The organism is Nonomuraea sp. NPDC001684 (assembly GCF_053596515.1).
In genome coordinates, this window is sequence record NZ_JBSFGJ010000118.1 from 1 (window position 1) to 23,290 (window position 23,290).

The following is a 23,290-nucleotide window of genomic DNA, read 5'->3' on the forward strand; positions in this document are numbered from 1 at the left end:
CCGGCGGGCACCCCGCCGAGCCTGCGCGCCGCGCTGGCGGCCTGTACGGCGATCACCGACATGTGGTGCGCCACCACGTCGTGCATCTCCCTGGCGATCCTGGTCCGTTCCTCCAGCAGCTCGCGCTGGGCCCGTTCGGCCGCGCTGACCTGTTCCTGCTCGGCGACCCGCGCCCGGGCCCGGCGGCGCCAGCGCACGTTGTCGCCGACGATCAACGGCACCGGCACGACGGCCGCCACGAGCTGCAGCGCCACGGCCCGGTCCGTGGACGACATGGGCACCAGTGACACGTCCGCCAGCGCGCCGAGGAGGGACAGCGCCCACACGGCCGCCAGCATCCATCGCGGCCGGTGCTGCGCCAGCACGAACAGCACGACCAGATAGGCGACCACGGGCATCGGCAGCCACGGCCACGGATTGTTCGCCGGCGGCGGCGCGACCAGCAGCGGCGTGACCAGCATCCCGGTGTAGAGCAGCAGCCAGGCGGTCACCGGCCGGCGCCGGCAGAACGTCACCGGAGCCGCGCAGGCCGCCGCGAGCGCCACCGTCAGCTCGACCGGAGCGTCGTAGACGGTGGCGAGCATCCCCACGTTCATGGCGAACATGAAGCAGGCGATCACCCAGGGCGTTCCGGCCCGCACCCTCGCGAACCGGAGCGCGGACGGGGCCGCCGGTCCGGCCGGGGCCGGGGCCGTGGTGAAGGCGCGCGACATGCCATCACCGTAGCCGTCGGCCTTCGCGGACGGATCAGCCCCAGAGCCGACTTCGGGCCTCCCACCTGGGTATGACGCGCCGGCCGGATGGCCAGAAGGTATGACCGGTATGGATGGCTCCGTGGTGTGACGTGCCCGGCCGGGCACGCTGCCTAGCGTCGGACCCCATGAACGACAACAACGATCTCGGCACCGACAGCGGAAAGAGGGGCCGCGGACGGACGCTCCGGCGACTGGCCGCCGTACTGGCCGCGCTGGGCGTCGCCGTGGCGGGACAGGTCGCCACACCGCCCGCGGACGCCGCCGCCGGACGGCAGCCACTGGACGGCCTCTGGCGGGCCGACGGTTACGGCACCGTCTTCGGCATCGGCCAGGGGCGGCTCATCACCTACGACACGACGGCGATCAGCTGCCTGCGTGGGGTGCTCTCGGCGGAACAGACGGCGCGCACGCGCGACTCGGCGTCCTTCACGGCCCAGGAGGGCGGCCGGCGGATCGTCGTCCAGACGCGGGGGCCAGGCCGGGCGCGGCTACGGTATGCGGGCAGCGTCGGCGCCATCGACCTGCGGAGGCTGCCCCGCCTGCCCGGGGCCTGCGCCACCCCCACGCCCGCTGATCCGGTGAAGGTGTTCGACGTCTTCTGGACGACCTTCGCCGAGAACTACCCGTTCTTCGCCACCAAGGGCGTCGACTGGCGAGCCGTACGGGACCGGTACCGGTCCAGGATCGGTCCGGACAGCGGGGAGGAGGAGCTGTTCGCCGTCCTGCGCGACATCCTCAAGGAGCTCGGCGACGCGCACACCGCGCTCATCGCGGGCGGCAGGCAGTTCGCCAGACCGTTGCGTCCGGGCACCAGGCAATTGGACGGGGTGCCGGCCTTCATCGCCTTCAACGAACGCGTCCGGGAGTTCGTCGAGAAGAACGACACCCGCAAGCCCCTGCACCAGTGGGGACGAGGCGTGATCGGGTACGCCGACCTCCCGGACGGCCTGGGCTACCTGCGGCTGGGCGCGTTCGACGGCTACGCCGACGGCGGCTACGAGCCCAACGCGGCCGAGCTGGACCGGGCGCTCGACGAGATCTTCACCGTGTCCCGCACCTCGGGGCCCGGCCGGCTGCGCGGTCTCATCCTCGACTTCCGCGTCAATCTGGGCGGCTACGACGCACTCGGCCTGCGGCTCGCCTCCAGGCTCACCGGCAGGCCGTACCAGGCGTACGCCAAGCAGGCCCGCAACACCCCCGGTGATCCGCCCGGGTTCACCCGCCCCCGGCCGGTGCCCGTACGGCCGGCGACCGCCCCGGTGTACACGGGCCCCATCGCCATGCTCACCAGCAGCCTGACCATCAGCGCGGGCGAGACCTTCACCCAGGCCATGACGGGACGGACGCCCCGGCCCGAGCGCATCGGGGAGAACACGCAGGGAGCCTTCTCCGACTTCCTGTGGCGGAAGCTGCCCAACGGGTGGAGCTTCGCTCTGCCCAACGAACGTTTCCTGACCCGCGACGGGACCACCTTCGACGTCACGGGCATCCCGCCGCACCTGTCCGTTCCCGGCGTCCTCAGCGACGAGGAACTGAACGGCGGCCACGACGCCGCCTTCGCCAAGGCCCTCTCCTACCTGACGAGCCGGCGACGGTAGCGCCTCCGCGCCTGGAACAGGCCGGCCGCGGGCGGCGGCCGGCCATGGGAATCGGGGTGAACGGCCCGCCGCTAGTGCCTCGAAGATGCCTTCTGCGTGACGAAACCTCTTGTCATCAACCACACGGCGAAGACGAAGCTCTGCAGGGCCAGGGGCGCATTCATCGCCAGGTAGAGCGGCGTCACGACGTCAGTTGCACCAACCAGCACCAGGAAACTCGCCGACACGGCTGCCGCTATTGCCAGGAATCCCCACCCGGACAACCATCGCGGGACAGATCTCGACCGCCACAGAATGCGGAACAACAGGAGATCTCCAAGACTGAGCGAGATGATCAATGCGACATGATTGACCAAGTCGCGCGCCGTCCGCAGTAATTCACCGACGACCTCGATGCCGGATGCGGCCACGGCATCGGCTTGGGCGAGTTCCCGGCCCAGCACGAGAAACAAGGGCAGCATGATGACGCCGATGAAGTGGAACGTCGCCGCGATCAGCCTGAACCCGAGGAAACCCGAGCTGAGTCTTTCGTTCTCCGCCCGCACCATCGGATACAGGCACAGCGCGAACCCGACATACGCGGGGATCATGATGGACTGAGCGACTGCGCCGAGGATGACCTGGCTCTCGTGTGCGGGTACGAGAGCGAGACGGCGTGGTTCATCGACGGCGGGAACGACGCTCAGCGCGCCGGCGATCATACCCAGGATGACCAGGGCACCGGCAATTGCGGTCGCCCGCCTGTTCGTGTGCACGATTCTTGTCCCGAAATTGTCGTGGTGGTCAGCCTGTGAGCAGGTCCATGCGCAGGAACTCGGTGATGCGGAGCAGCTTCGGCGGGCGTGCCACTTTCTCGGGAAGGGCCTGGAAAGGCTCGTCCTCACCGATGAGGCGCGGGGCGGTGAGTTCCACGTCCCGCCCGTCGACCCGGAGCCGCGCATTTCCGGCCGCCAGGACGTTCTGCACCCAGTCCGAACGCGATCCATACACCAGAACGAACAGGTAACCGCCGTCGACGGGATGCGCGTCGAGCGGCGTGCGGTACGTGGTGCCGGAAATACGGCCGACGTGAATCAGCACCGGCCATCTTCCGCCGGTTATCGCGCGGGGGTTGAACACCTTCTTGTTCACGTGCCCCCACCACCTCGGCATCGGCATGGAAATCTCCTTCTCTACGCTCCAGAACGGCCTTACGCTCGTAAGGTCGCTTACGGGTGTAAGGTTGGCTTACGCTCGTAAGGCTGTCAACCCGCACACGTCCCGGAGCCGTCATGCCGCCGCAACCGCTCAGCAGAGTCCTCGTCCTGGAAGCCGCGATCCGGGTCGCGGATCGCGGCGGCGCGGAGGCGATCACGATGCGCCGGGTGGCGCAGGAACTGGGCGTGGAGGCGATGTCGCTCTACCACCACGTGCCCAACAAGGACGCGATCCTCGACGGCGTGGTCGACATGGTGTTCGCGGCGATCAAGTTGCCGGGTGCCGAATGCGACGATTGGCGCGATGCGATCCGTACGCGAGCCGTCTCCGCCCGCGCGGTCCTGTCGCAGCACAGCTGGGCCCTCGGCCTCATGGACTCACGCCGCGATCCGGGACCGGCGACGCTGCGCCACCACGACGCCGTCCTGGGGGTCCTGCGGGAGGCGGGGTTCACGCTGCCGATGGCCGCGCACGCCGTGTCGCTGATCGACAGCTACGTCTCCGGGTTCGTCCTGCAGGAGGCGAACCTGCCGATGGCGACGCCGGACGACGTCGAGGACGTGGCCGGCGACATCCTCCGGCAACTGCCGGAGAAGGAGTTGCCGTACCTCACCGAGATGATCCGCGACCACGCCCTGCGACCGGGCTACGACTACACCAGCGAATTCGGCTACGGCCTCGACCTGATCCTGGACGCCCTCGAAGCGCGCCGAAGGTCCCCGCTCGTTCATCCAGGATGAGGCGAAGGATCCAGGGATGGCGCCCCGGTCCAGCTATCCGACCAGGGCGTAAGCGGTCTGCCGGCGACGGCTTCGCCGATGACAAATGGAAGGCATCAGCACATTGGCCTGACGGGTCGCAGCACCCTTGTCCTTTGTATCACCTCTTGGGTCGTCTATCCGGAACGTTGCCCTCCGTGCGTATTAGGTCGCCGAAATAGATCTTGTTCCCTTGATAGGACAAAAGTTACTCTTCGCCTGTTTGCAACATGCTCCGAGCCGCACGAGTCAAGACGTCTGTCTTGCCGGTGGGTGGAGCGACGTCTGGCGTCCCACGCGGTCGCCCCTCGCCGGTTCGGAGTGTGACGGCGTATGCGCCGAGTTCTGTCTTGGGCGGATTTGTTTGGGGCAGTAAGGATCGTTCTTACTGTCTTACTGGTTCTGCTGCCCGGCTTGTTACAACTCACGTCTCTGCCGGCTGCGGCCGACTATCGCGAGGCATCCGTAGAGACGCCCCGGCAGATGTGGGGAAGCACGCGAGGCATGCCCTCGATCGTGTCCGCGGACGTGACCCGGACACCGGACCTGAAAACTGTGACGGTGAAGGCGGCGGTGAAGCCGCCCGAGGAGGCGCTGCCTGCTGAGAGCCGGGACGGCGTCGTTCGCTCATCGCCGGTCAAGCCTCAGGAGAAGCGCGCCACCGCATCCTCCGGCCTGCTGCAGGCGATGGCCGAACCGCCGTGTGGAAGCGTGCCGGCCTGGCGGGCGTACTACGCGGTCTCGGCGAACGACCGTGTCGCCTACAACCGCGTGATCTGGCGAGCCAAGATCAGCTTCGGCGGTTCCCTCAACAACAAGCCGCCACCCGACAACTATCCCGGCACCTACTGGGCCCAGGAGGGAAACTGTCCTGCGCCTCCACCCCCCTCGGTGACGTCGATGAGTCCGGACAACGGCCTGCAAGTGCTGACCGCGCAGCCGACGCTCTCGGCGACGGCCAGCACCTGGGAGGGGGGATCGGTCGGCTTCGACTTCGAGGTGTGCAAGACGCCGGACATGACGGAGTGCACGAGCGGAGAGTCCTGCTGCGCGTTGTCCGGCTCCTGGACGCCGGCTGAGGGCACCCTGTCGTGGGGACGGCAGTACTGGTGGCGGGTGTCGGTGGTCGATGCCTCCACCATCGGCGGTGGTAGCGCGGTCTCGGGTACGCAAACCTTCATCGTCGGGGTGCGCCAGCCGACGATCACATCGCAGTTGGCATCGTCCGGCGGCAGTGGCCAGGAGTTCCATCAGCTGGCGGGGAACTACACCACGTCGTTCACCGACGCCCAGGTGAGCACGGTCGGGCCGGCGCTGTCCGTGGTGCGGTCGTACAACAGCATGGATCCACGCCGTAATGGCATCTTCGGCGCAGGCTGGTCCACTCGCTGGGACATGCGGATCGTCCTGGAGCAAGTGCGTGGCCGCGAGGCGCTTCTGGTGACGTACCCCGACGGACGCCAGGCGCGGTTCGCGAAGAAGAGCGATGGCAGCTACCAACCGCCCCCTGGCATGCACGCCACCCTTGACAGTGCGGCCAAATCGCCTATCTGTCCGGCCGGCACCACCTGTAGCGGTTGGGTGCTGATGGACAAATCGTCCACGTCATACGTCTTCGACGAGTCCGGCAGGCTGACGAAGATCGTGGACGGCCGCGGGCGCAGCCAGTCACTCGCATATGGGGCTGACGGCAAGCTCTCACAGGTCACCGTTCCCGGCGGGCGGTCGCTCTCGTTCTCCTGGACCGGCTCACATGTCACCGAGGTGTCCACTGCTCCGGTCGACGGCAAGCCGCTGACGTGGACCTACTCCTATGCCGGAGATGTCCTGGAGAAGGTGTGCGACCCAGCCGAGCACTGCACGCAGTACAGCCACGACGTGGGGTCGCTCTACCGGACGACGGTGTTGGACTCCGACCCCATGGGCTACTGGCGACTGGGTGAAAGCAGCGGAAACGCGGCCAAGGATCTCGGCTGGGACGGCACCAGCGCTTTCTACAGCAGCGCCGCACTGGGCAAACCGGGTGCGTTGTCCGGGACCTCCGACACCGCCGTCGAGGTGACCTCCACCGCGAGCGTGCAGCTGCCCAGTTCGCTGATCCCGCGCGCCGGCAAATGGGCGTCGTTCGAGACATGGTTCAAGACGACCAGTACCGGGCCGGTCGTTCAGGCGCAGTACAAGTGGTATGCGACGAAGCATCCCTTGCTTGAGGTGACGGCCGACGGCAGGCTGTCGGCCGCCTACCCCGGCACCTCTAATCGCATCACGTCATCCGCCGCGGTCAATGACAATGCCTGGCATCACGTGGTGCTGGCCACCGCCGGAGACTCCCAGACCCTCTTCCTGGACGGGCAGTCCGTGGGGGCTTCGACCACCACGTTCAGCGGTACCGAGGACTGGCCCTACCTGAACGTCGAAGGCTTCACCGGAAGCGTGGACGAAGTCGCCTTCTACGATCGGCCGCTGTCCGCCCCTGAGGCCGCCACTCACTTCGCCGCACGCGCCGCCGCCCCGAACAAGCTCACAAAGATCACCCTGCCCTCCGGGCGAGTCTGGGCCGCCAACGTCTTCGACCCGGTGTCCGACCGCATCAAGACACACACCGACGAGAACGGCGGCACCTGGAAGATCGGCGAGCCGGTCTACGACCGGAGCACCGGGATGAGCACGGTCACCGTCACTGACCCCCAGGAGGGCACGCTCAAGTATGTCCACGACGCCTGGCGCGGGTACCGCATCACGTCGGTGATCGACCAGCTGGACAAGAAGACGACCTACGGCTACGACACGGGCGGATTCCTCCAGACCGTCACGGACGCGAACTCCAACACAGTGACGGATTACAACGACGCTCGTGGCAACGTACTGGAACGCAGCACTTGCCGTACGAGCACGTGCCAGTTCACGTATTACACCTACTACTGGAACGCCGCCAACAAGTTCGACGCACGCAACGACCTTCCGACCGCGCTCCGGGACGCCCGTTCGTCCGGAAGGAGCGACAACACCTACGCCACGCTGTGGGAGTACAACTCCTATGGCGAGCAGACGAAGGAGGTCACGCCGGCCACGTCGGACTTCCCTCAGGGCAGGACGGTGACGGCCGCCTACACCGACGGCAGCGAGCCGGCGGTCGGAGGCGGCAGCACGCCGGCGGGCCTGGTCAAGTCCCGCACGGACGCTCGGGGCAACACGTGGGAGCAGCGTTACAGCGCGGCAGGTGATCTGGCCGAGCAGGTGGAGCCAGAAGGACTGATCACCAAATACGAGCACGATCCGCTCGGACGTGCGACGGCCCGGATCGAGGTGTCCGACGAGTTCCCGGACGGTGTACGCACCAGTCTGGCCTACAACGCGCTTGGCCAACTCGTGCGCCATACCGGAGCTCCGGTCAAGAACGAGATCACCGGTAAGACGCACACGGTCGAGACGCGCTCCACCTACGACCCGGACGGCAACAAGCTCACCGACACCGTGGTGGACCTGACGGGCGGCGACCCGGAGCGGACCATCACCTACACCTATGACGGATTCGGCCGGGAGGAGACGGTCACCGGCCCAGAGGGCGGGGTGGTTCGCTCCACCTGGGACAACGTCGGGGCCCGTACCTCGGTCACCGACGAGCTCGGGTCGGTGTTCGGGTATTCCTACACCAAGCGCGGTGAGCTCGCCTCACGCACACTGAAGAACTGGACAGGCAGCCCGGTCAGCCCACAGGAGGCGCGGGAGATCGTCCTGACCTCATACGCCTATGATCCAGGCGGACGACTGGCGGCCGAGGTCGACGCGATGGGCCGTAAGACCTCCTACGCCTACTTCAGCGACGACAGCCTGTCCCAGGTGATCGCCGACGACGTCAAGCTGAACGGCGCCACGACGACCAAGGACGTGGTGCTGGAGTCCTACACCTACGATGCGGCAGGCCATCTGGCGACTCTGACGACACCGGCCGCGCAGACGACCTACACACATGACGCGGCCGGACGGTTGACCTCCTCCACGTTCGACCCGGCGAAGCTCGCCCGCAAGGTGACCAGGGCCTACGACGCCAACGACAATCTGGCGAAGCAAACCTTGACCGCGACCGGGACGACGCGCGCCGAGAGCCTGGAATTCGCCTACAACAAGGAGAACCAGCTCGTTCGCCAGACGGTGGAGAACGGCGAGTCGGATCTGACCACCACCTGGACCGTGGACGACCGCGGCCTGGTCACCTCCGTGGTGGATCCGCGGGGCAACGCCGACGGGGCCTCTGCCGCCGATTACACGACGAGCAACCGTTATGACGTCTACGGTCAGTTGGTCGAGGTCAAGCTGCCGACGGTCAGCGTCGAGCGCGTCGGCCAGGCCGACTCCGCGCGGCCGACAACGCGTTACGGTTACGACAGCGCGGGACGGCAGACGCACGTCATCGACGCCGAAGGGCGCCAGAGCACGGCGTCCTACGATCGGCTGGGGCGGGTCGCCGAAGTCACTGGAGCGCCGTACACGCCGCCTGGTGGGACGCAGCTCATCCCCAAGGCGTCCTACAGGTACGACGCCGCCGGCCAGCTCATCAAGACCACGGACGCTCGCGGCGGCAGCGTTACTGCCGAGTACGACGCGTTGGGCAACCAGGTGCGCACGACTCAGCCGGCTGTCAACGGACAGCCTGCTGGTCAGTGGGTCTCCGAGTTCGACCTGGTGGGCGAGCCGCTGACGCAGACGGATCCGACAGGTGCCCGGATTCAGGCGACCTATGACGACCTCGGCCGTCAGATCACACAGACGATTGTCGAGCGATATCCCTCTGCCAACGCGTACACCACGAATCTGACCTACACCAACGCGGACTTCCTCGACACCGTGACGCCGCCGATCGGCAAGGCGACGTCGTACACGACCAATGCCGCGGGTGAAGTCACGAAGATCACTGACCCGCTGGGGTATCAGACCTCGATCGACTACGACGCCGCAGGGCGGACGGTCAAGGCGAAGACCCCGCTCGGGCTCGCCAAGGTCTGGGAATACGACCTGGCGGGGCGCGTGATCGCACGCAAGGACCTGGACACGACCGGCGCCACCCAGCGAACCGTGAGCTACGGCTACGACGCGGCCTCCAACCCGGTGCGCAGCACCTCCGGCGAGGGATACGTCACCACCCGCGCCTTCGACGCCACGAACACGCTGACCAAGCTGATCGAACCCGTCTCGGCGACAGAGTCGATCACGACAACCTTCGGCCATGACGCGACCGGCGCTCCGACCCGCAGCACCGACGGCCGCGGCAACACGGTGTGGACCACTTACAACAGTCTGGGTTTGGTGGAGTCGATCGTCGAGCCGTCCACCACGGCGCACCCCGACTTGGCCGACCGTACCTGGACCCAGTCCTATGACGCGGTGGGCAACCTGACCGCCGTGCAACAACCGGGTGGAGTGAGAGTCGACCGGCAGTACGACGCCCTGAACCGGGTGACCAAGGAGACCGGCCAAGGCGCCCAGGTCACCACCGCAGAGCGGTCCTACACCTATGACAACGCCGGACGTCAGACCGGCATTGGCGACTACACGCTGGAATACAACGACCGAAGCCTGCTCACGAAGGTCACCCGGAACACAAGCCAGATCGCCGCTTTCACCTATGACGCGCTCGGCCAGCCGGTGACCCGCACTGACACCTCCGGCAACGCCTCCTTCACCTGGGATGACAATCTCCGCCTGGCGACGGCGGCCGACCCGGTGACCGGCCGGGCCTTCACGTACGGCTATGACAAGGACAACCGGCTCACCTCACTGAACTCGACCAACCCGGTCAACAGCCAGAGCCTGACCTACGATCGGCTCGGTCATCTGGAGAGCCAGACTCTCAAGAGCAGCGCCGGCACCCAGCTGGCGAAGATCACCTATGGCTGGAACAAGGACGACCACCTCGTCTCCAAGACCAGCGAGGGCATGGCCGGCGCGGGCAGCAACGGCTATGGATATGACCACGCGGGCCGGCTGACCTCGTGGACCGCCCCCAACGGCAACATCACCACCTACACCTGGGACGCCGCGGGCAACCGCACCCGAGCAGGCGACAAGAACTACACCTACGACGAACGCAACCGGCTGATCTCCGGCGCCGGAACGTCGTACACCTACACCCCTCGCGGCACCCTGGCCACGGAGAACGACGGCAGCACCACCAGAAGCCTCGCCTTCGACGCCTTCGATCGCCTGGTGAGCGACGGCGAAGCCACCTACGGTTACGACGCGCTCGGCCGCCTGACTTCGAGGAAGAAGGGCACCGACGAAACCCGCTTCGCCTACTCCGGCCTTGCCAACGACATCGCCACGGTGTCCGATCAGACCGGTGCGATCAAGGCCAAATACGGTCGTGACCCCTTCGGTGGCCTGCTCAGCATGCAAGAAGGGGCCGGCCCGGCCCTGGCTGTGATGACGGACTTGCACAGCGATGTCGTAGCCACCTACTCCGGAACGAGCGTGGTCGACTCGGTCGCCTTCGACCCGTTCGGCGCGCCGACCGCGCGCACCGGTGTCCAGCGCTCACTGGGCTACCAGAGTGAGTACACCGACCCGGACACCGGCAAAGTCAACATGCATGCCCGCTGGTACACGCCGGGTACCGGCGGCTTCGCATCCCGGGACGACTGGACCTTGTCTCCCGATCCGTCTAATCGCCTCAACAGATACCTGTACGGGCAGGGCGACCCGCTCACCAAGACCGACCCCGACGGTCACGATATCCAGCTCAACTGGGTTCCGCGCCCCGAGCCGGGCTTCAAGAAGGGGTGGTCCGAGAAATACCGCGGGGCGTTCACGGGAGCCGCATGGCAGGGCGTCATGAATGCGGAAGCACGTGGAATGACCGAGCAGGAGTTCTACGACCGGGTCTACCTCCCCGCCATGGAGCAGTACTACGGAAACGAAAAGAGGAATTCGAACACATGGCAAGCGGAAGGCGGCAGCAAGAAGAGCAGGAAGGGCGCGAGCCGTAACAAGGGTACGGACACGCACCGCAGGGCCACCGGCAAGAAGGACGACCGCAGCTCCGCAAAACGCAGCAAGGACGACAAGAAGAAGGAGAAAAGGAAGAAGCGGCGTCGGGGCGGCGACGATGACGACGACGATCAGGCGCGCCGAGGCTCGCCGGGCGGTGATCGGCGCTGCACACGCAGCTGCCCGCCCAAGCAGAAAGTCGGCAAGAGCCCTTCGACGCCGACCAAGCCCAAGAAGAAGACGACGACAACCAAGAAGCCGACCAAGAGCAGCGCGTCCCCGAAGCGTCCGGTCAACAGGCAAGAGCAGATCGACAAGCAGTGCCGCACCGGCCCCTGCACCGGCAGCTACAGCGGCAGCGAAGGTCCTACATACGATCGCGGCAGCGTCAGCATCGCCACTGACAGCGGCTACAGCGACCGGGCAAAGGACATCGTCGAAGATCTGACCGAGACCACAACCGAGTCGATCATCGACGACGTGCTCGACGACGTCGCCCCCGACCTGCCGCCGGACATTCCTCCTGGCATCGACCCGGGTGGCTGCGTAGGAGCCAACAGCTTCGTACCGGGCACCAAAGTGCTGATGGCCGACGGCAGCCACAAGGCGATTGAGGACGTCAAGGTCGGCGACCTGGTCATCGCCACCGACCCGGAGACTCGCCGTACAGCGTCGAAGCCGGTCACGACCCTGATCACTGGCAGTGGCGTCAAGAATCTGGTCGAGATCACAGTGGACATCGACGGGCGCCGCGGGAAGGCGACCGACGCCATCACGGCGACCGACAACCACCCGTTCTGGGTGCCGGCCCTCCACAAGTGGGTTGAGGCGGGACTCCTGCAGCCGGGCATGTGGCTGCAGACCTCGGCGGGCACTTTTGTACAGATCAGTGCGGTCCAGGCACGGACGACCGTCCAGCGTGTCCACAACCTGACCGTAGATGACCTGCATACCTACCATGTGGTGGCGGGCGACCAGTCGATCCTCGTACACAACGACTACAAGTGCTGGACCGATGGTGATGGTATTGAATGGTATGGGAGTGATGCTGAGGGCTGGTATGAGCGTCCGAACGGTACTCCGACCAAGGCTCAGCGCGATTCTGTACAAGGAAAGCCATGCGTTACCTGCGGAGTCATAGACCCGAATAACAGGATGAGGGCGGACCACAAGATCCCGCTGGTGCAGGAATGGTATACTGAGTTCAGGATCAATATGACTCGAGCTAAATCGCTCGATGCCGTTCAGCCTCAGTGTAAGGCGTGCTCTGATACTCAAGGAGGCGATATGTCTGCGTGGGGTAAGCGTGCCGAAAAGGCGTGGGGGCTACTTGACTAGCTTCAATGGTGCTCGGATTCGATGAATGGGAAGCGCTGATGGAAATAGAAGTCCGGCAGCGTTCGCTGTGCGAACGGATGGCTGTGGACTGCATCCTGGTGGATGAACGGCAGAAGCTCGGCGTTTCTCGGGACGTCATGCAAGGAGGCTGGCCCTTGAACGGCCTCCGCCTTGCACCCGAGAATGGCACGTGTGGCTGGTATGTTTGGTCTGGTCGCGAGCTTTCGGAAGATCCGGACTTTTTCGCTCCCATGCATGCGCGCCATTTGTATCAGAGTAGGCCGGAGATTATTGGGTATATGGGGCTGCCTCCCGGGTGGAGATTTCTAGTCGCGCCTGGGTATGAGGATATATGGCTAGATTCCTCATTGCTTTTCTCTAGCTGATCTCGAGAACTCCGGCTTAAAGATTTATGATGGCAGAGCGCAGTGTGGCGAGACTGGCTGGCTGCGCTCTGAAGAGTCTGTCCACTAAACGTCTGTGGCGCGCGTCTGCGGGTATCGCATACCGATTGGCGTAACCACAAACTGACAACCACGGTACGACCGTCGTAGCGGCCCAGAAGGGACGATGAGGGGCTGCCGAATCTCATTTGACGGCCACGGTGGCGGCCCAGTGAAGTGATCTGCAAATTCGTTTCGGAAGCCGGCTCGCCTGTTGCGTAGAGCATGGAGGGCTGGGCGAATGCAGTCCTTACGCCTTCGCGTTTCTGACGGGTTTTCCGGTGACACATGAGTGGCAAAGCCTGTGCAGTGTGGTTGAGGATGGGGCTCGACTTGTCCTGAACTGGCCGTTCGTCTCGGGGGTAGGACTTTCGTCGGCAATCTGTATGCGGTTGATTCTGTGAAGGCGATGTGGCTTCGGAGATACCTGGCAGCGCGGCTCCGGAATCTCCTGAATGGAGCGCCCCGTTGAGGGCGGGTCTGGGCGGGGTGATGGTGGTGTCAGTGGTGGTGGTGGTTGTCGGGTTGTGCGGGGTCGCCGGGGTGTTCGAGGCCCGGTACCAGGCGCAGCCGGTGGGCACGGGCGTGGTCGAGCCAGCGTACGAACGCCACCCTGCGCGCGGAGTCGAGGAGGCCGTCGGCGGGTGCGTCTCGGTCCGGGACGGGGGCGTGGCGGGTGACGAGGGTGGCGGTCCAAGGGCCGGCCGTCACCGTCTGGCCCGGTACGGCGGCGGCCAGAGCTTCGGCCAGGGCGACGGGCAGCGAACCGGGGTCTGCGTCGAGCTCGCCATCTGGGGTGCGTAGCCGCCATGTCGGTCCGGTGGGCGGTCGCGTGGTGGCCTCCCGATACGCGGCCGCCTCCGACGCGGAGACCGTGACGTCGGCGGTGACGGCCTCGTAGACCGCCCGGACGGCGGCGCTGCCCTCGTAGGCCGCCGCAGCGATAGAACCCAGCTCAACAGCCGCCCGCTGGTCGAGCCGTACTGCGATGGCGTCGGTGGCTCGTGGGTCCGGCTGTACCGCGATGGCGTCGGTGGGGGGCTGGTTGGGGTGGGGTGGTGGGGGCTTCACCAGGGGGAGTCGGCGGGCTGTCGCCTCGGCGGCGCACAGTTGCTCGGTCAGCACCACCTGGGCCACCCAGCGCGTGAGCTGCCGGTCCTCGGCCGTGCCCGGCGCCGGAAGCGCCGAGGACCTCGGGCCGGCCCGCAGGGCTGCGAGCCGTCGGTCCAGCTCGAAGCGGGGGAGCGGGCAGCCGTCGAGCCAGCCGAGCACCGGCCCCACGCCGGGCGCGACCGGCTCGCCGGTGACGGGCGCGTGGGCGGAGTCCGGATGGCTGACCTGAGGTGTTGGGACGGAGGTCGGATGGTTCGCCTGGAGCGTCGGGGCGGAGGTCTCAGCGCGGGACCGGGGATGGTCGGGGTGGGAACGGTGGGTCATGGGGTCACCACCAGTTCGACGGTCGGGGCGTACTGGCAGCGGCCGAACCACATGACCTTGCCCAGGGCCCAGGCGGAGCCCGGGACGGCGTCGCGGGGTGCGGACACCTCGAACTCGGCGACCGTGCTCTCACCGGCCGCCAGGACGAACCCGCGGACCGGGGCGGCGATCAGGTCCCACGTGCCCCAGGGCGAGACGACCTGCAGCTCGCCCCGGATCTGACCGTTCGTGCGGTTGTGCAGCGCCAGCCCCAGCACGGCACGCCCGCCGGGAGGGACGCGCACCGACGGCGTCGTCACCTCCACCGACAGGCCGGTGTCGCGGCCGGGACGGTCCTTGCTGCCCTGCGCTGCCACCCAGTCCTCGGGGACGTCACCGGGCACGGGCAGCACGCCGGGCAGGTCGCCGACGGCGACGGTGACCACGTCCTCGACGGTCTGGCCGTCGTGCCGGATCCGGGCGGCGACGAAGTACAGGCCGGGCTCGACGCCCCGGGGCGGGGTCACCGTCACCGGGAACCGTACGTGCCCGCCCGCCGCCAGCCGGTACGGGCGCCGCGTCAGACCGGCCGTCCAGCCCTCGGGGACGAGGATCTCCACGGCTCCTTCCACGTCGGCGTCGAGCAGGTGCGAGGAGAGCACCACCGACAGTTCGGCGGGCTCGCCCTCGGTCCGCACCAGGCCCGGCGACGCCGTGACGCTCACCGGCAGGTAGCCCATCGGCGCCGGCCCCCGGTTGTGCAGCCAGTACCGCGCATGCACCGGCTGCGCCACCTCGGCCGCCGGCCCCAGCACCGCACCGCCGCGGGCCGACCCACCCAGCGGCAGGCCGGGGACGGCGATCACGGTGGCGACCTCGGCGCCGGTCAGCGTGACGGCTGCCCCCTGGACGGGTTCGCGCCGCCGTTCGAGCAGGTCGGCGCGGTGCGGCTCGGTGAGGGCGAGCACACCGGAAAGGACGGCGTCGCGGCCGAGTCCGGTGGACTCCATCAGGCGCACGGTCACCCCGGAAGCCGGGTCCGCCGCGGCGGCCGACCCGTGCGCGGTCGGGTTGCCTGCCGGCTTGACGGCGCCGACCAGCACCTCCCGGGCCGGCTCGACCTTCAGGTACGACCGGGTCGGCGGCAACGGGCCCCCGTGCGGCTCGGCGAGCACGGCGTACAGCGGATGGTTGAACTCCTGCCCCCGGGCGGGCAGCGTCAGCGTGCGCCAGTCGCCCTCGCCGGAGACCAGCGCGTACCGGAACTCGTGGGTCCAGTGCATGAGCTGGAAGCCCGCTCCGTCGGGCAGCGTACGGCGGGGCGGGTCGATCCACACCCCGGACGGCCACCCGGTGCACGAGCGCATCAGCGACAGGTGCAACGTGCCGGCCGGATCGACGGCGAAGCCCGGCAGGCCGTAGGTGAGCAGCGCGACGGTGTGGCCGGTGAGCAGCTCGGACTCCGGGACCTCGCCGGGGCAGGCCGAGCTCACGCGGGCGTCGGCCAGGTCGGCGGTCAGCGCGGCGGGATCGGTGGTGACCAGGGCCGGCAGCGCCCGCAGGTCACGCAGGTCGGCGTTGGGCCGCCAGACCTCGCGCAGCGGCCGGGCGGCGGGCACCCAGACGCGCCCGTCCCGCTCCAGGACCTCGGCATAGGCCGGGCCCGCGCGTTCCAGCAGCTCGCGCACCGCGTCGTTCTGCCGCGGCCCGCCGATCATGATGCGGAAGTCGGGGAGGTTGGAGTCGACGTCGAGCCAGCCGTACCTGGACCAGTCCGCCCCGGCCGTGGTCGCGGTGACCCCGGCCCTGACCAGCGCGACCAGCAGGTCGCGCACGTCGGCGGCGTCGTCCGGGCCGGGCACGACCACCTCCGCCACGCCGAGCGCCCGCTCGCCCAGCGGCCGGCCGCCGGGGCCGGTGAGCGCGACGCGGGCGGTGGAGCCCAGGCCGAACCAGGTGTTGGCGGGGTTGTCGAGGGTCCACGGCGCCTCGGCGGCGTCCACGTCGGGCAGGGCGAACCCGCGCCCGACCACGGCCCCGGCCACCTCGCTCACCGGCAGCGCGCCGGGCAGGTCGGCGGGGAAGCTCAGCCGCAGCAGCCGGTCGGCCCCGCGGTAGTCCAGGACGCGGGTGGTCAGGTCCACGTGGTCCACGCCGTGCCAGAGCGTGACGGTCTGCTCGTAGCCGATGCCGTCCACCGTCCCGGTGATCACCAGGCGCTCGCCGAGCGGGCAGGTCTCGCGCCGCACCTGGGCCGCGCCCTCCGCCGCGCCGACGACCGGGCCCTTGGGCACCAGGTGCCAGGGGCCCTCGCCGAAGTCGGGGTGGGCGGGGTACTCCTCGTAGACGCGCAGCTCGTTGCCGACGCAGCCGGGCCGTAGCAGCTCGCGTCCCGCCTTCTTGTCCAGGACGGCGGACAGGCAGCCGCCGCGGCCGGGGTCGGCGGTGACGCGGTAGCGGGCGTTCTCGACGGTGACGCCGGGCGCGGGCCTCCACGCGGCCGCACCGGGCCGGGACGATCCCGGCAGGAACCGCCAGGTGCGCCAGCCGGTGGCGGGCACGTCCTCGGCCAGGAACCGCAGGGTCCCCCGGTCCACGACGCACGGCACCTCCGCGCCGGCGTCGTCGAGCACCCGTCCGCCGTCGAGCCCGGCGGGCAGCCGTACGGCCACCGGCGCCGACCGGTCGAACGACAGCGTGTTCGCGACGACCACCGCGACGCCTTCGCCGCCGGTGTCCACGCGGGCGACGAGCGAGGCGAGCGAGACGTCGCGCACCGCGCCCGCCAGGTCGTACGCCTCGCGCCAGCCGGACAACAGGTCCAGGTAGACCTGGTCGGACTCGCTGCCGGTGATCGCGTCGTGGTGTGCCCCGTACGCGAGCTGCCGCCACACCTTGTCCAGCGCGGCCTCGGGGTAGGTCCCGAGCCCTTCGAGCGCGGCGAGGGTGGCCAGCTTCTCCGCGTCCACGGCGGCCACCTCGCCCGCCCGCTGCGCCTGCTTGGTGTCGATGTAGGAGACGTCCTTGCCGGTGTAGACCGGGTTCATGTCGCGGGTCTGCGGGCTCGGGCGGCGTCCGGAGGCCGCCAGCTCGGCCCGGACCGCGTCGAGGAAGTCGCGCGGGGTGGCGCAGACGAAGCGCGGCCAGACGTAGCGGGCGTTCCAGGAGCGGTGGATCTCGGTGACCCACTTGTTGGGCGGGGTGTAGTCTGTGCCCACGGGCAGCAGCAGGTTCCGCGTCGCCCCGACCGGCTTGAGCTTGCGGTACAGCTCGTACACGGCGTGCTCGGCGCCCGCCAGGTCGGCGGCGGAGTCCATCCACCAGCCGGCCGAGTAGTGGTGGGGCATGAAGTGCGTCAGCACGCCGAGCCCCGAGGGGGCGATCCACTCGAACTCGCTCGGGAACTGCATCACCCGGGCGTCGTCCTTGGCCTCGCGGAAGTTCTTCTGGATCGGCCCCCACTGGTGGAACGGCCCGCGCGCCCACGCGCTGCCGGTCAGCCCCGCCGCGGCGAGGTATCCGGGGAACTGCGGGTCGTGCCCGAACGCGTCGAGCTGCCACGCCGTCGCCGGATCCCCGCCGAGGATGTCGCGCTGGTAGCCGATGCCGTACACGATGTTCCTGATCGTGACCTCGGCGCCGGTGAGGTTGGTGTTGGGCTCGTTGTACGTCCCCCCGACCAGCTCGACCTGCCCGCGCTCCATCAGCAGCCGCAGGTCGGCCCGGCGCTCGGGATGGACGTCGAAGTACGGCTTGAGATAGTCGATCTCGGCCAGCACGAACTTGTAGACCGGGTCGCGCAGCGCCAGGTCCAGGTGCGCCTCCACCAGCGCGAAGCCGTTGCGCTCCCACAGCGGGCGGGTGGTGGCGTCCCCGGACAGCAGCTCCCACGGCGAGGTGTAGGCCGCCTGCGTGTTCCACCACACCGGGTCGTAGTGGAAGTGGGAGACCAGGAACATCGTCCAGCCGGGCTCGGCCACGACCACCACGGCCTCGGCCCGCGCGCCGCCCGCCGTCACCACGACCGGCAGCTCGGCCCCCGGGACCGGGCCGGCGATCTCCAGCGGGACCTCGACCACGCCCGCGCCCTCCGCCTCCCCGGACACGCCCGGGCCGGTGACGGCGACCCGGGCGGGCGGGCCGTCGAGCGTCACGCGCAGCACCTGGCGCGGGGCGTCCTCGGTGCCCGTGAACAGGTCCGTGGACTCCACGGAGACGATGGCGACTGACACGGTCTTCCTCTCTGGAAATCGATGATCTTGCGGTCGGCCCGTCGTTCACTCCGGGGTGAGGACGCTGCCGATCCCCCGGGCAGTGAGGTGGCCGGGGTCGTCGGCGCGGTCGCCGGCGACGATGGCCACGGGCCCGGACTGGCGCAGCCGGACCCATGCGGCGTGGAAGGCGCTGCCCGGCGCGACCTCGGCCCGGCGTCCGGGCTCGGTCCGCAGGTCCACGTCGCACCGCAGGGCCGGACGCCGCGCCTCGGTACGGCCGCGGCGCTCGTCGATGATCGCGGCGAGCTCCTTGGCCGCCGGCTTGGGACGGTGGTCCACGGTGAACAGGCCCAGCTCGTACTCCCGCTCGGGGAAGTCGGAGAGGGAACGGTCCAGGTCGTGGGAGCACCACCAGGTGACGCCCCACAGGGCGGGGTTGGCGGTCACCGCGTCGAGCGTGCGGCGGACGAACTCGGCGGTCCCGGCCTCGGGCACGTCGGGCCTGGGCACCCCGATCTCCTGCAGCCAGACGGGCCTGGCCGGGTCGAGCGAGGTGGCGGCGGCCAGCTCGACCAGGTAGTCGGCGTGCGAGACGGTGGCCGGGCCGAGCGGGCCGTCGATCGCGGAGACGCCGTTGAACACCCAGGAGTGCACCGTGGTCAGGTCGCCCAGGTCCACGTTGTCGGCGGGGCGGAACGGGTGGTCCGGGTCGTACCAGGTGGCGTCGTACAGGGAGTGGAGGGCGAGCAGGCCGGGCGCGGCCGCACGCACGACGTCGATCAGCTCGGCGGCCCACGCCGTGGACGCCTCGGGGGTGGTGGCGTTGCTGGGGTAGAGGTTGTTGACCTCGTTGCCGAGCGTGACGGCGAACACGTTGCCGCGGGTGGCGACGGCCCGGGTGAGCCGGTCGGCGTAGGCGGCTATGGCGTCGCGCGCGCCGCGGTCGGTGAACAGGCTGCGACGGTGCCAGGTGAGCACCCAGGAGGGCAGGAAGTCGAAGCTGGACAGGTGCCCCTGGAGCAGGTCCACGGCGACGGACAGGCCGAACTCGGCCGCGACGTCGATCACGGCCAGCAGGTCCGCCACGCCGCGCTGCCGGACCAGCCCCGGGTTGGGCTGGATCCACGGCCAGATCGGGAACACGCGCACGTGGTCCAGGCCGATCGAGGCCAGGTCCTCGAAGTCGCGGCGGACCGCGTCGAGCGACAGGTCGAGCCAGCTGTGGAACCAGCCGGCGGAGGGCACGTAGTTGGCGCCGTGGCGGATGGGGTCGAGCAGGGGCACGCGTCCTCCGGGGGTCGTACGATCTCCCGGCGGAGCCTAAAGCGATTTAGTCGCCCTGCCAAGCCCCCGGAGCCGCCGTGCTCTCGCGGACCGTCAGCCGGGGGGTCTCGGTCTTGACGTCCTTGCGCTGCTCAGGGTCGGCGATGACCTCCAGCATCACCTCGGCCAGCCGCTTGCCGAAGGCGAAGGTGTCGCGGGAGAGCGCGGTGATCGCGGGGTGGGTGATCCGCGTGAGCACCGAGTCGTCGAAGGCCACGATGGACAGGTCGTCGGGCACCTTCACCCCCATCTCGCCGGCCACCCCCAGCCCGGCCAGGGCCATCACGTCGCTGTCGTAGACGATGGCCGTGGGCCGGCGCGGCCGCGACAGCAGCGCGCGCGTCGCGGCGGCGCCCTCGGAGTCGCTGAAGTCGGTGTGCACCGACACCGCCTCCTCCAGAGCCAGCCGCCCCGCGCGGTCGCGCAGCGCGCGGGCGCGCCGCTGGGTGTGCCGGAACGCCGGCAGGCCCGCGACGTGCGCGATCCTGCGGTGGCCGAGCGCGGCCAGGTAGTCCACGATCGACAACATGGCCTCCCGGTCGTCGGCCCAGACGCTCGACAGCGACCCGTGCCTGCCCGGCCCGCCCAGGACGACGGCGGGCACGCCCAGCTCCTCCAGCACGGCGATGCGCGGGTCGCGGACCATGAGGTCCACCATGACGAAGCCGTCGACCCGGTGGGCGGAGGTCCACTCGCGGTAGATCTCCATCTCGGCCTCGGCGTCCTCCACGATCAGCAGTTGCAGCGCGACGGCCTGGGCCGACAGCCCCGCCTGCAGGCCGGACAGTAACTGGGCGAAGAACGGCTCCACGCCGAGGGCGCTGGCGGGCCGGGCGATGACCAGGCCCACCGCCTCCGCGCGCGCCCCGCCGAGGGCGCGGGCGGCGCTGTGCGGACGCCAGTTCATCTCCTTCGCCACCTGCAGGATTCGCGCGCGGGTGGCCTCTCCGACCCCCGGGCGGCCGTTGAGCGCGAAGGACACCGCGCCCTTGGAAACCCCGACCCGCTCGGCGATGTCGGTGATCGTCGGTCGGCGCACCACTGCTCCTTCACGAATTCGTCTCAGCTATTGACACACGAGTCTAGCCAGGTGAATAGTCCCGCAACTAGAGCGATTTAGTAACCAAGGAGAGCGCCATGCGTAGGTACTGGACGGGACCGGCGGTGGCAGCCGTCATGGTCGTCTCGGGCTGCGGCCTCGGCGGGTCCGGCGAGTCGGGAGCCGCCGCCCCGACCGCGGCGGCCACGGGAGAGGTGAAGGGCACTGTCAGCCTCCAGACGTGGGCCCTGAAGCCCAAGTTCACGGCGTACGTCGAGGGCGTCGTCGCCGCCTTCGAGAAGAAGTACCCCGGCACGAAGGTCGAATGGCTCGACCAGCCGGCGGACGCCTACTCCGAGAAGGTACTCAACCAGGCCGCCTCCGGAACACTCCCCGACGTCACCAACCTGCCCCCGGACTTCGCCAGGCCCCTGGTCCAGCAGGGCATGCTGCTCGACGTCGCCGCCGCCGACCCCAAGCTCGCCGACGAGTACGTCGCGGGCGGCATCGACGCCTACACCTTCCGCGGCTACTCCGGCACGTACGGCTATCCCTGGTACCTCAACACCGACGTCAACTACTGGAACTCCGAGTTGATGAAGAAGAACGGCCTCGACGCGGCCAAGCCGCCGACGACGTTCGACGAGCTGGTCGAGCAGGCCCGGACCTACAAGGAGAAGTCCGGCGGCAAGACGTACCTGATGAGCCGCCGCCCCGAGCTGGGCGACCTGGCCCAGGCGGGCGTGAAGCTGCTGTCCGACGACGGCAAGAGCTTCGTCTTCAACACCCCCGAGGCCGTCGCGGTGATCGAGAAGTACCGGGCCGCCTTCAAGGAGGGCTTACTGCCGCGCGACGTGCTGACCGACACCTACGCGGGCAACGCCAAGCTGTTCAACGAGGGCACCGTGGCCTGGACGACGGCCGGCGCCAACCACATCATCGCCGTCAAGACCGACAACCCCTCCCTCGCGCCCAAGGTCGTGCCCTCGACCGCGATGGGCACCCCGCCGCTGTACGTGCAGGGCCTGTCGGTGTCGAAGAAGAGCAAGAACCCGGCCGCGGCGATCGCGCTGGCCCGCTGGGTGACCAGCGCCGAGAACCAGGCGGCGTTCGCGCACGAGGTCAGCGTCTTCCCCAGTACCAAGGCCTCGGCCGGCGACCCGTTCTTCACCCAGAGCGACGGCACCAACGCCGGCGACGCCAAGGTCATCGCCTTCAAGTCGCTGGCCACGGCCAAGATGCTGCAGCCGGTCGAGGTGACCGACGCGATGAGCAAGTTCATCCGCCAGCAGATCGCCCTCGCGCTCAACGGCGAGGTCTCCGCCAAGGAGGCGCTGGACGCCGCGGTCGCCAAGTGCAACGAGCTGCTCAACCAGTGATCACCCCCGCTCTTCCCGCACAGGGCGCCCTCCGCCGCCGGCTCACCCCCTGGCTGCTGGTGGCGCCCGCCGCGCTGTGGCTGCTCGTCTTCAACGTCTGGCCCTCGCTGAACACGCTGGTGCTGGCCTTCACCAATGCCAAGCCGCTCAGCGGGGGGCACTTCACCGGGCTGGCCAACTTCGGCCGCATGCTCGACGACGACCAGCTCGGCAACGCGCTGCTCAACAGCGTCGTCTTCATGCTGGTCTGCCTGCCGGTGCTCACCCTGCTGCCGCTGCTGCTGGCGATCCTGGTGGAGAAGAAGATCCCCGGCATCACGTTCTTCCGCACCGCCTTCTACACGCCGGTCGTCGCCTCCGCCGTCGTGGTCGCGCTGATCTGGAGCTGGCTGCTGAGCGACCGGGGCCTGATCAACGGGCTCATGCAGGCGCTGGGCGTGCTGCAGGGGCCACTGCCGTTCCTGACCGACCGGTGGCTGCTGGTCCTCAGCGCCATCACCCTGACGGTGTGGAAGGGGCTGGGCTACTACATGATCATCTACCTGTCGGCGCTCGGGAACGTGCGGCGCGAACTGCACGAGGCCGCGGCCGTGGACGGGGCGGGGGCCGTCCGCCGATTCTGGAGCGTGACGGTGCCCGGCGTGCGCAACACGATGTTGCTGGTGTCGGTGCTGGTCTCGGTGTCGGCCCTGCGCGTGTTCTCCGAGCTGTTCGTGCTGTCCAACGGCACCGGCGGCCCGGGCGGGCGGGCGATGTCGCTGGTCATGCTGATCCAGATGTACAGCCGCGGCTTCTACGGCCACTTCGGCTACGCCTCGGCGCTGAGCATCCTGCTCTTCGTCATCA

13 protein-coding genes are annotated in these 23,290 nt (G+C 68.7%); 6 read left to right on the top strand and 7 right to left on the bottom strand.

The window, feature by feature from the left end; all coding sequences use genetic code 11:
• Positions 1-713 (bottom strand): histidine kinase (locus ACWCSD_RS21955; RefSeq protein WP_449917352.1); only part of this gene is annotated, 713 nt, incomplete at its 3' end.
• A 167-nt stretch (positions 714-880) separates the two neighbouring features.
• Between ACWCSD_RS21955 and ACWCSD_RS21960 the strand changes: the two genes are divergently transcribed.
• Entirely contained in the window at positions 881-2,353 is a 1,473-nt protein-coding gene (locus ACWCSD_RS21960) for a S41 family peptidase (RefSeq protein ID WP_449917354.1), read from the top strand.
• 71 nt (positions 2,354-2,424) lie between these two features.
• On the opposite strand, the gene ACWCSD_RS21965 is transcribed toward ACWCSD_RS21960, so the two are convergent.
• The gene (locus ACWCSD_RS21965) at positions 2,425-3,108 is read right to left on the bottom strand and encodes a DUF4386 domain-containing protein (RefSeq protein WP_397159801.1); all 684 of its coding nucleotides are present in this window, start codon (positions 3,106-3,108) and stop codon (positions 2,425-2,427) included.
• A gap of 28 nt (positions 3,109-3,136) precedes the next feature.
• Entirely contained in the window at positions 3,137-3,484 is a 348-nt protein-coding gene (locus ACWCSD_RS21970) for a nitroreductase family deazaflavin-dependent oxidoreductase (RefSeq protein WP_449917358.1), read from the bottom strand.
• Positions 3,485-3,624: 140 nt separating this feature from the next.
• On the opposite strand from ACWCSD_RS21970, the gene ACWCSD_RS21975 reads away from it, so the two are divergent.
• From ACWCSD_RS21975 to ACWCSD_RS21985, 3 genes are all read left to right on the top strand, one after another.
• A complete protein-coding gene (locus ACWCSD_RS21975; protein WP_449917361.1) occupies positions 3,625-4,290 on the top strand; it encodes a TetR/AcrR family transcriptional regulator in 666 nt (221 codons plus the stop codon).
• Between the two features lie 522 nt (positions 4,291-4,812).
• Positions 4,813-12,630: a polymorphic toxin-type HINT domain-containing protein gene (locus tag ACWCSD_RS21980; RefSeq protein ID WP_449917364.1), complete on the top strand. Its 7,818-nt coding sequence runs from the start codon at positions 4,813-4,815 to the stop codon at positions 12,628-12,630.
• A gap of 38 nt (positions 12,631-12,668) precedes the next feature.
• On the top strand, positions 12,669-13,016 hold the full coding sequence (locus tag ACWCSD_RS21985; protein ID WP_449917378.1) for an immunity protein Imm33 domain-containing protein: 348 nt from the start codon (positions 12,669-12,671) through the stop codon (positions 13,014-13,016).
• A 558-nt stretch (positions 13,017-13,574) separates the two neighbouring features.
• On the opposite strand, the gene ACWCSD_RS21990 is transcribed toward ACWCSD_RS21985, so the two are convergent.
• The 4 genes from ACWCSD_RS21990 to ACWCSD_RS22005 are packed head-to-tail and all read right to left on the bottom strand — an operon-like array spanning position 13,575 to position 21,065.
• Positions 13,575-14,510 carry a DUF7158 domain-containing protein gene (locus ACWCSD_RS21990; RefSeq protein WP_449917366.1) on the bottom strand — a complete coding sequence of 312 codons (936 nt, stop codon included), beginning with the start codon at positions 14,508-14,510 and terminating at the stop codon, positions 13,575-13,577.
• Positions 14,507-18,721 carry a glycoside hydrolase family 38 N-terminal domain-containing protein gene (locus ACWCSD_RS21995; protein ID WP_449917369.1) on the bottom strand — a complete coding sequence of 1,405 codons (4,215 nt, stop codon included), beginning with the start codon at positions 18,719-18,721 and terminating at the stop codon, positions 14,507-14,509. The genes ACWCSD_RS21990 and ACWCSD_RS21995 overlap by 4 nt, the downstream gene beginning before the upstream one ends.
• A gap of 45 nt (positions 18,722-18,766) precedes the next feature.
• Positions 18,767-19,987, bottom strand: coding sequence for a glycoside hydrolase 5 family protein (locus ACWCSD_RS22000; protein WP_449917371.1), 1,221 nt, complete (start codon positions 19,985-19,987; stop codon positions 18,767-18,769).
• Between the two features lie 46 nt (positions 19,988-20,033).
• Positions 20,034-21,065 (bottom strand): LacI family DNA-binding transcriptional regulator, encoded by a 1,032-nt coding sequence (locus ACWCSD_RS22005; RefSeq protein ID WP_352354547.1) that lies wholly within the window; start codon positions 21,063-21,065, stop codon positions 20,034-20,036.
• A 98-nt stretch (positions 21,066-21,163) separates the two neighbouring features.
• On the opposite strand from ACWCSD_RS22005, the gene ACWCSD_RS22010 reads away from it, so the two are divergent.
• Together ACWCSD_RS22010 and ACWCSD_RS22015 are read left to right on the top strand one after the other, a co-directional pair.
• Positions 21,164-22,444 (top strand): ABC transporter substrate-binding protein, encoded by a 1,281-nt coding sequence (locus ACWCSD_RS22010; protein ID WP_397159817.1) that lies wholly within the window; start codon positions 21,164-21,166, stop codon positions 22,442-22,444.
• Positions 22,441-23,290: carbohydrate ABC transporter permease (locus ACWCSD_RS22015; RefSeq protein WP_449917375.1), on the top strand; the 850-nt coding region annotated here is incomplete at its 3' end. The genes ACWCSD_RS22010 and ACWCSD_RS22015, both read left to right, overlap by 4 nt.

Coding starts and splice junctions, on each gene's coding strand:
- ACWCSD_RS21975 (WP_449917361.1), top strand. CDS start 3,625: ATGCCGCCGCAACCGCTCAGCAGAGTCCTCGTCCTGGAAGCCGCGATC.
- ACWCSD_RS21985 (WP_449917378.1), top strand. CDS start 12,669: ATGGAAATAGAAGTCCGGCAGCGTTCGCTGTGCGAACGGATGGCTGTG.
- ACWCSD_RS21980 (WP_449917364.1), top strand. CDS start 4,813: ATGCCCTCGATCGTGTCCGCGGACGTGACCCGGACACCGGACCTGAAA.
- ACWCSD_RS21990 (WP_449917366.1), bottom strand. CDS start 14,510: ATGACCCACCGTTCCCACCCCGACCATCCCCGGTCCCGCGCTGAGACC.
- ACWCSD_RS22010 (WP_397159817.1), top strand. CDS start 21,164: ATGCGTAGGTACTGGACGGGACCGGCGGTGGCAGCCGTCATGGTCGTC.
- ACWCSD_RS21960 (WP_449917354.1), top strand. CDS start 881: ATGAACGACAACAACGATCTCGGCACCGACAGCGGAAAGAGGGGCCGC.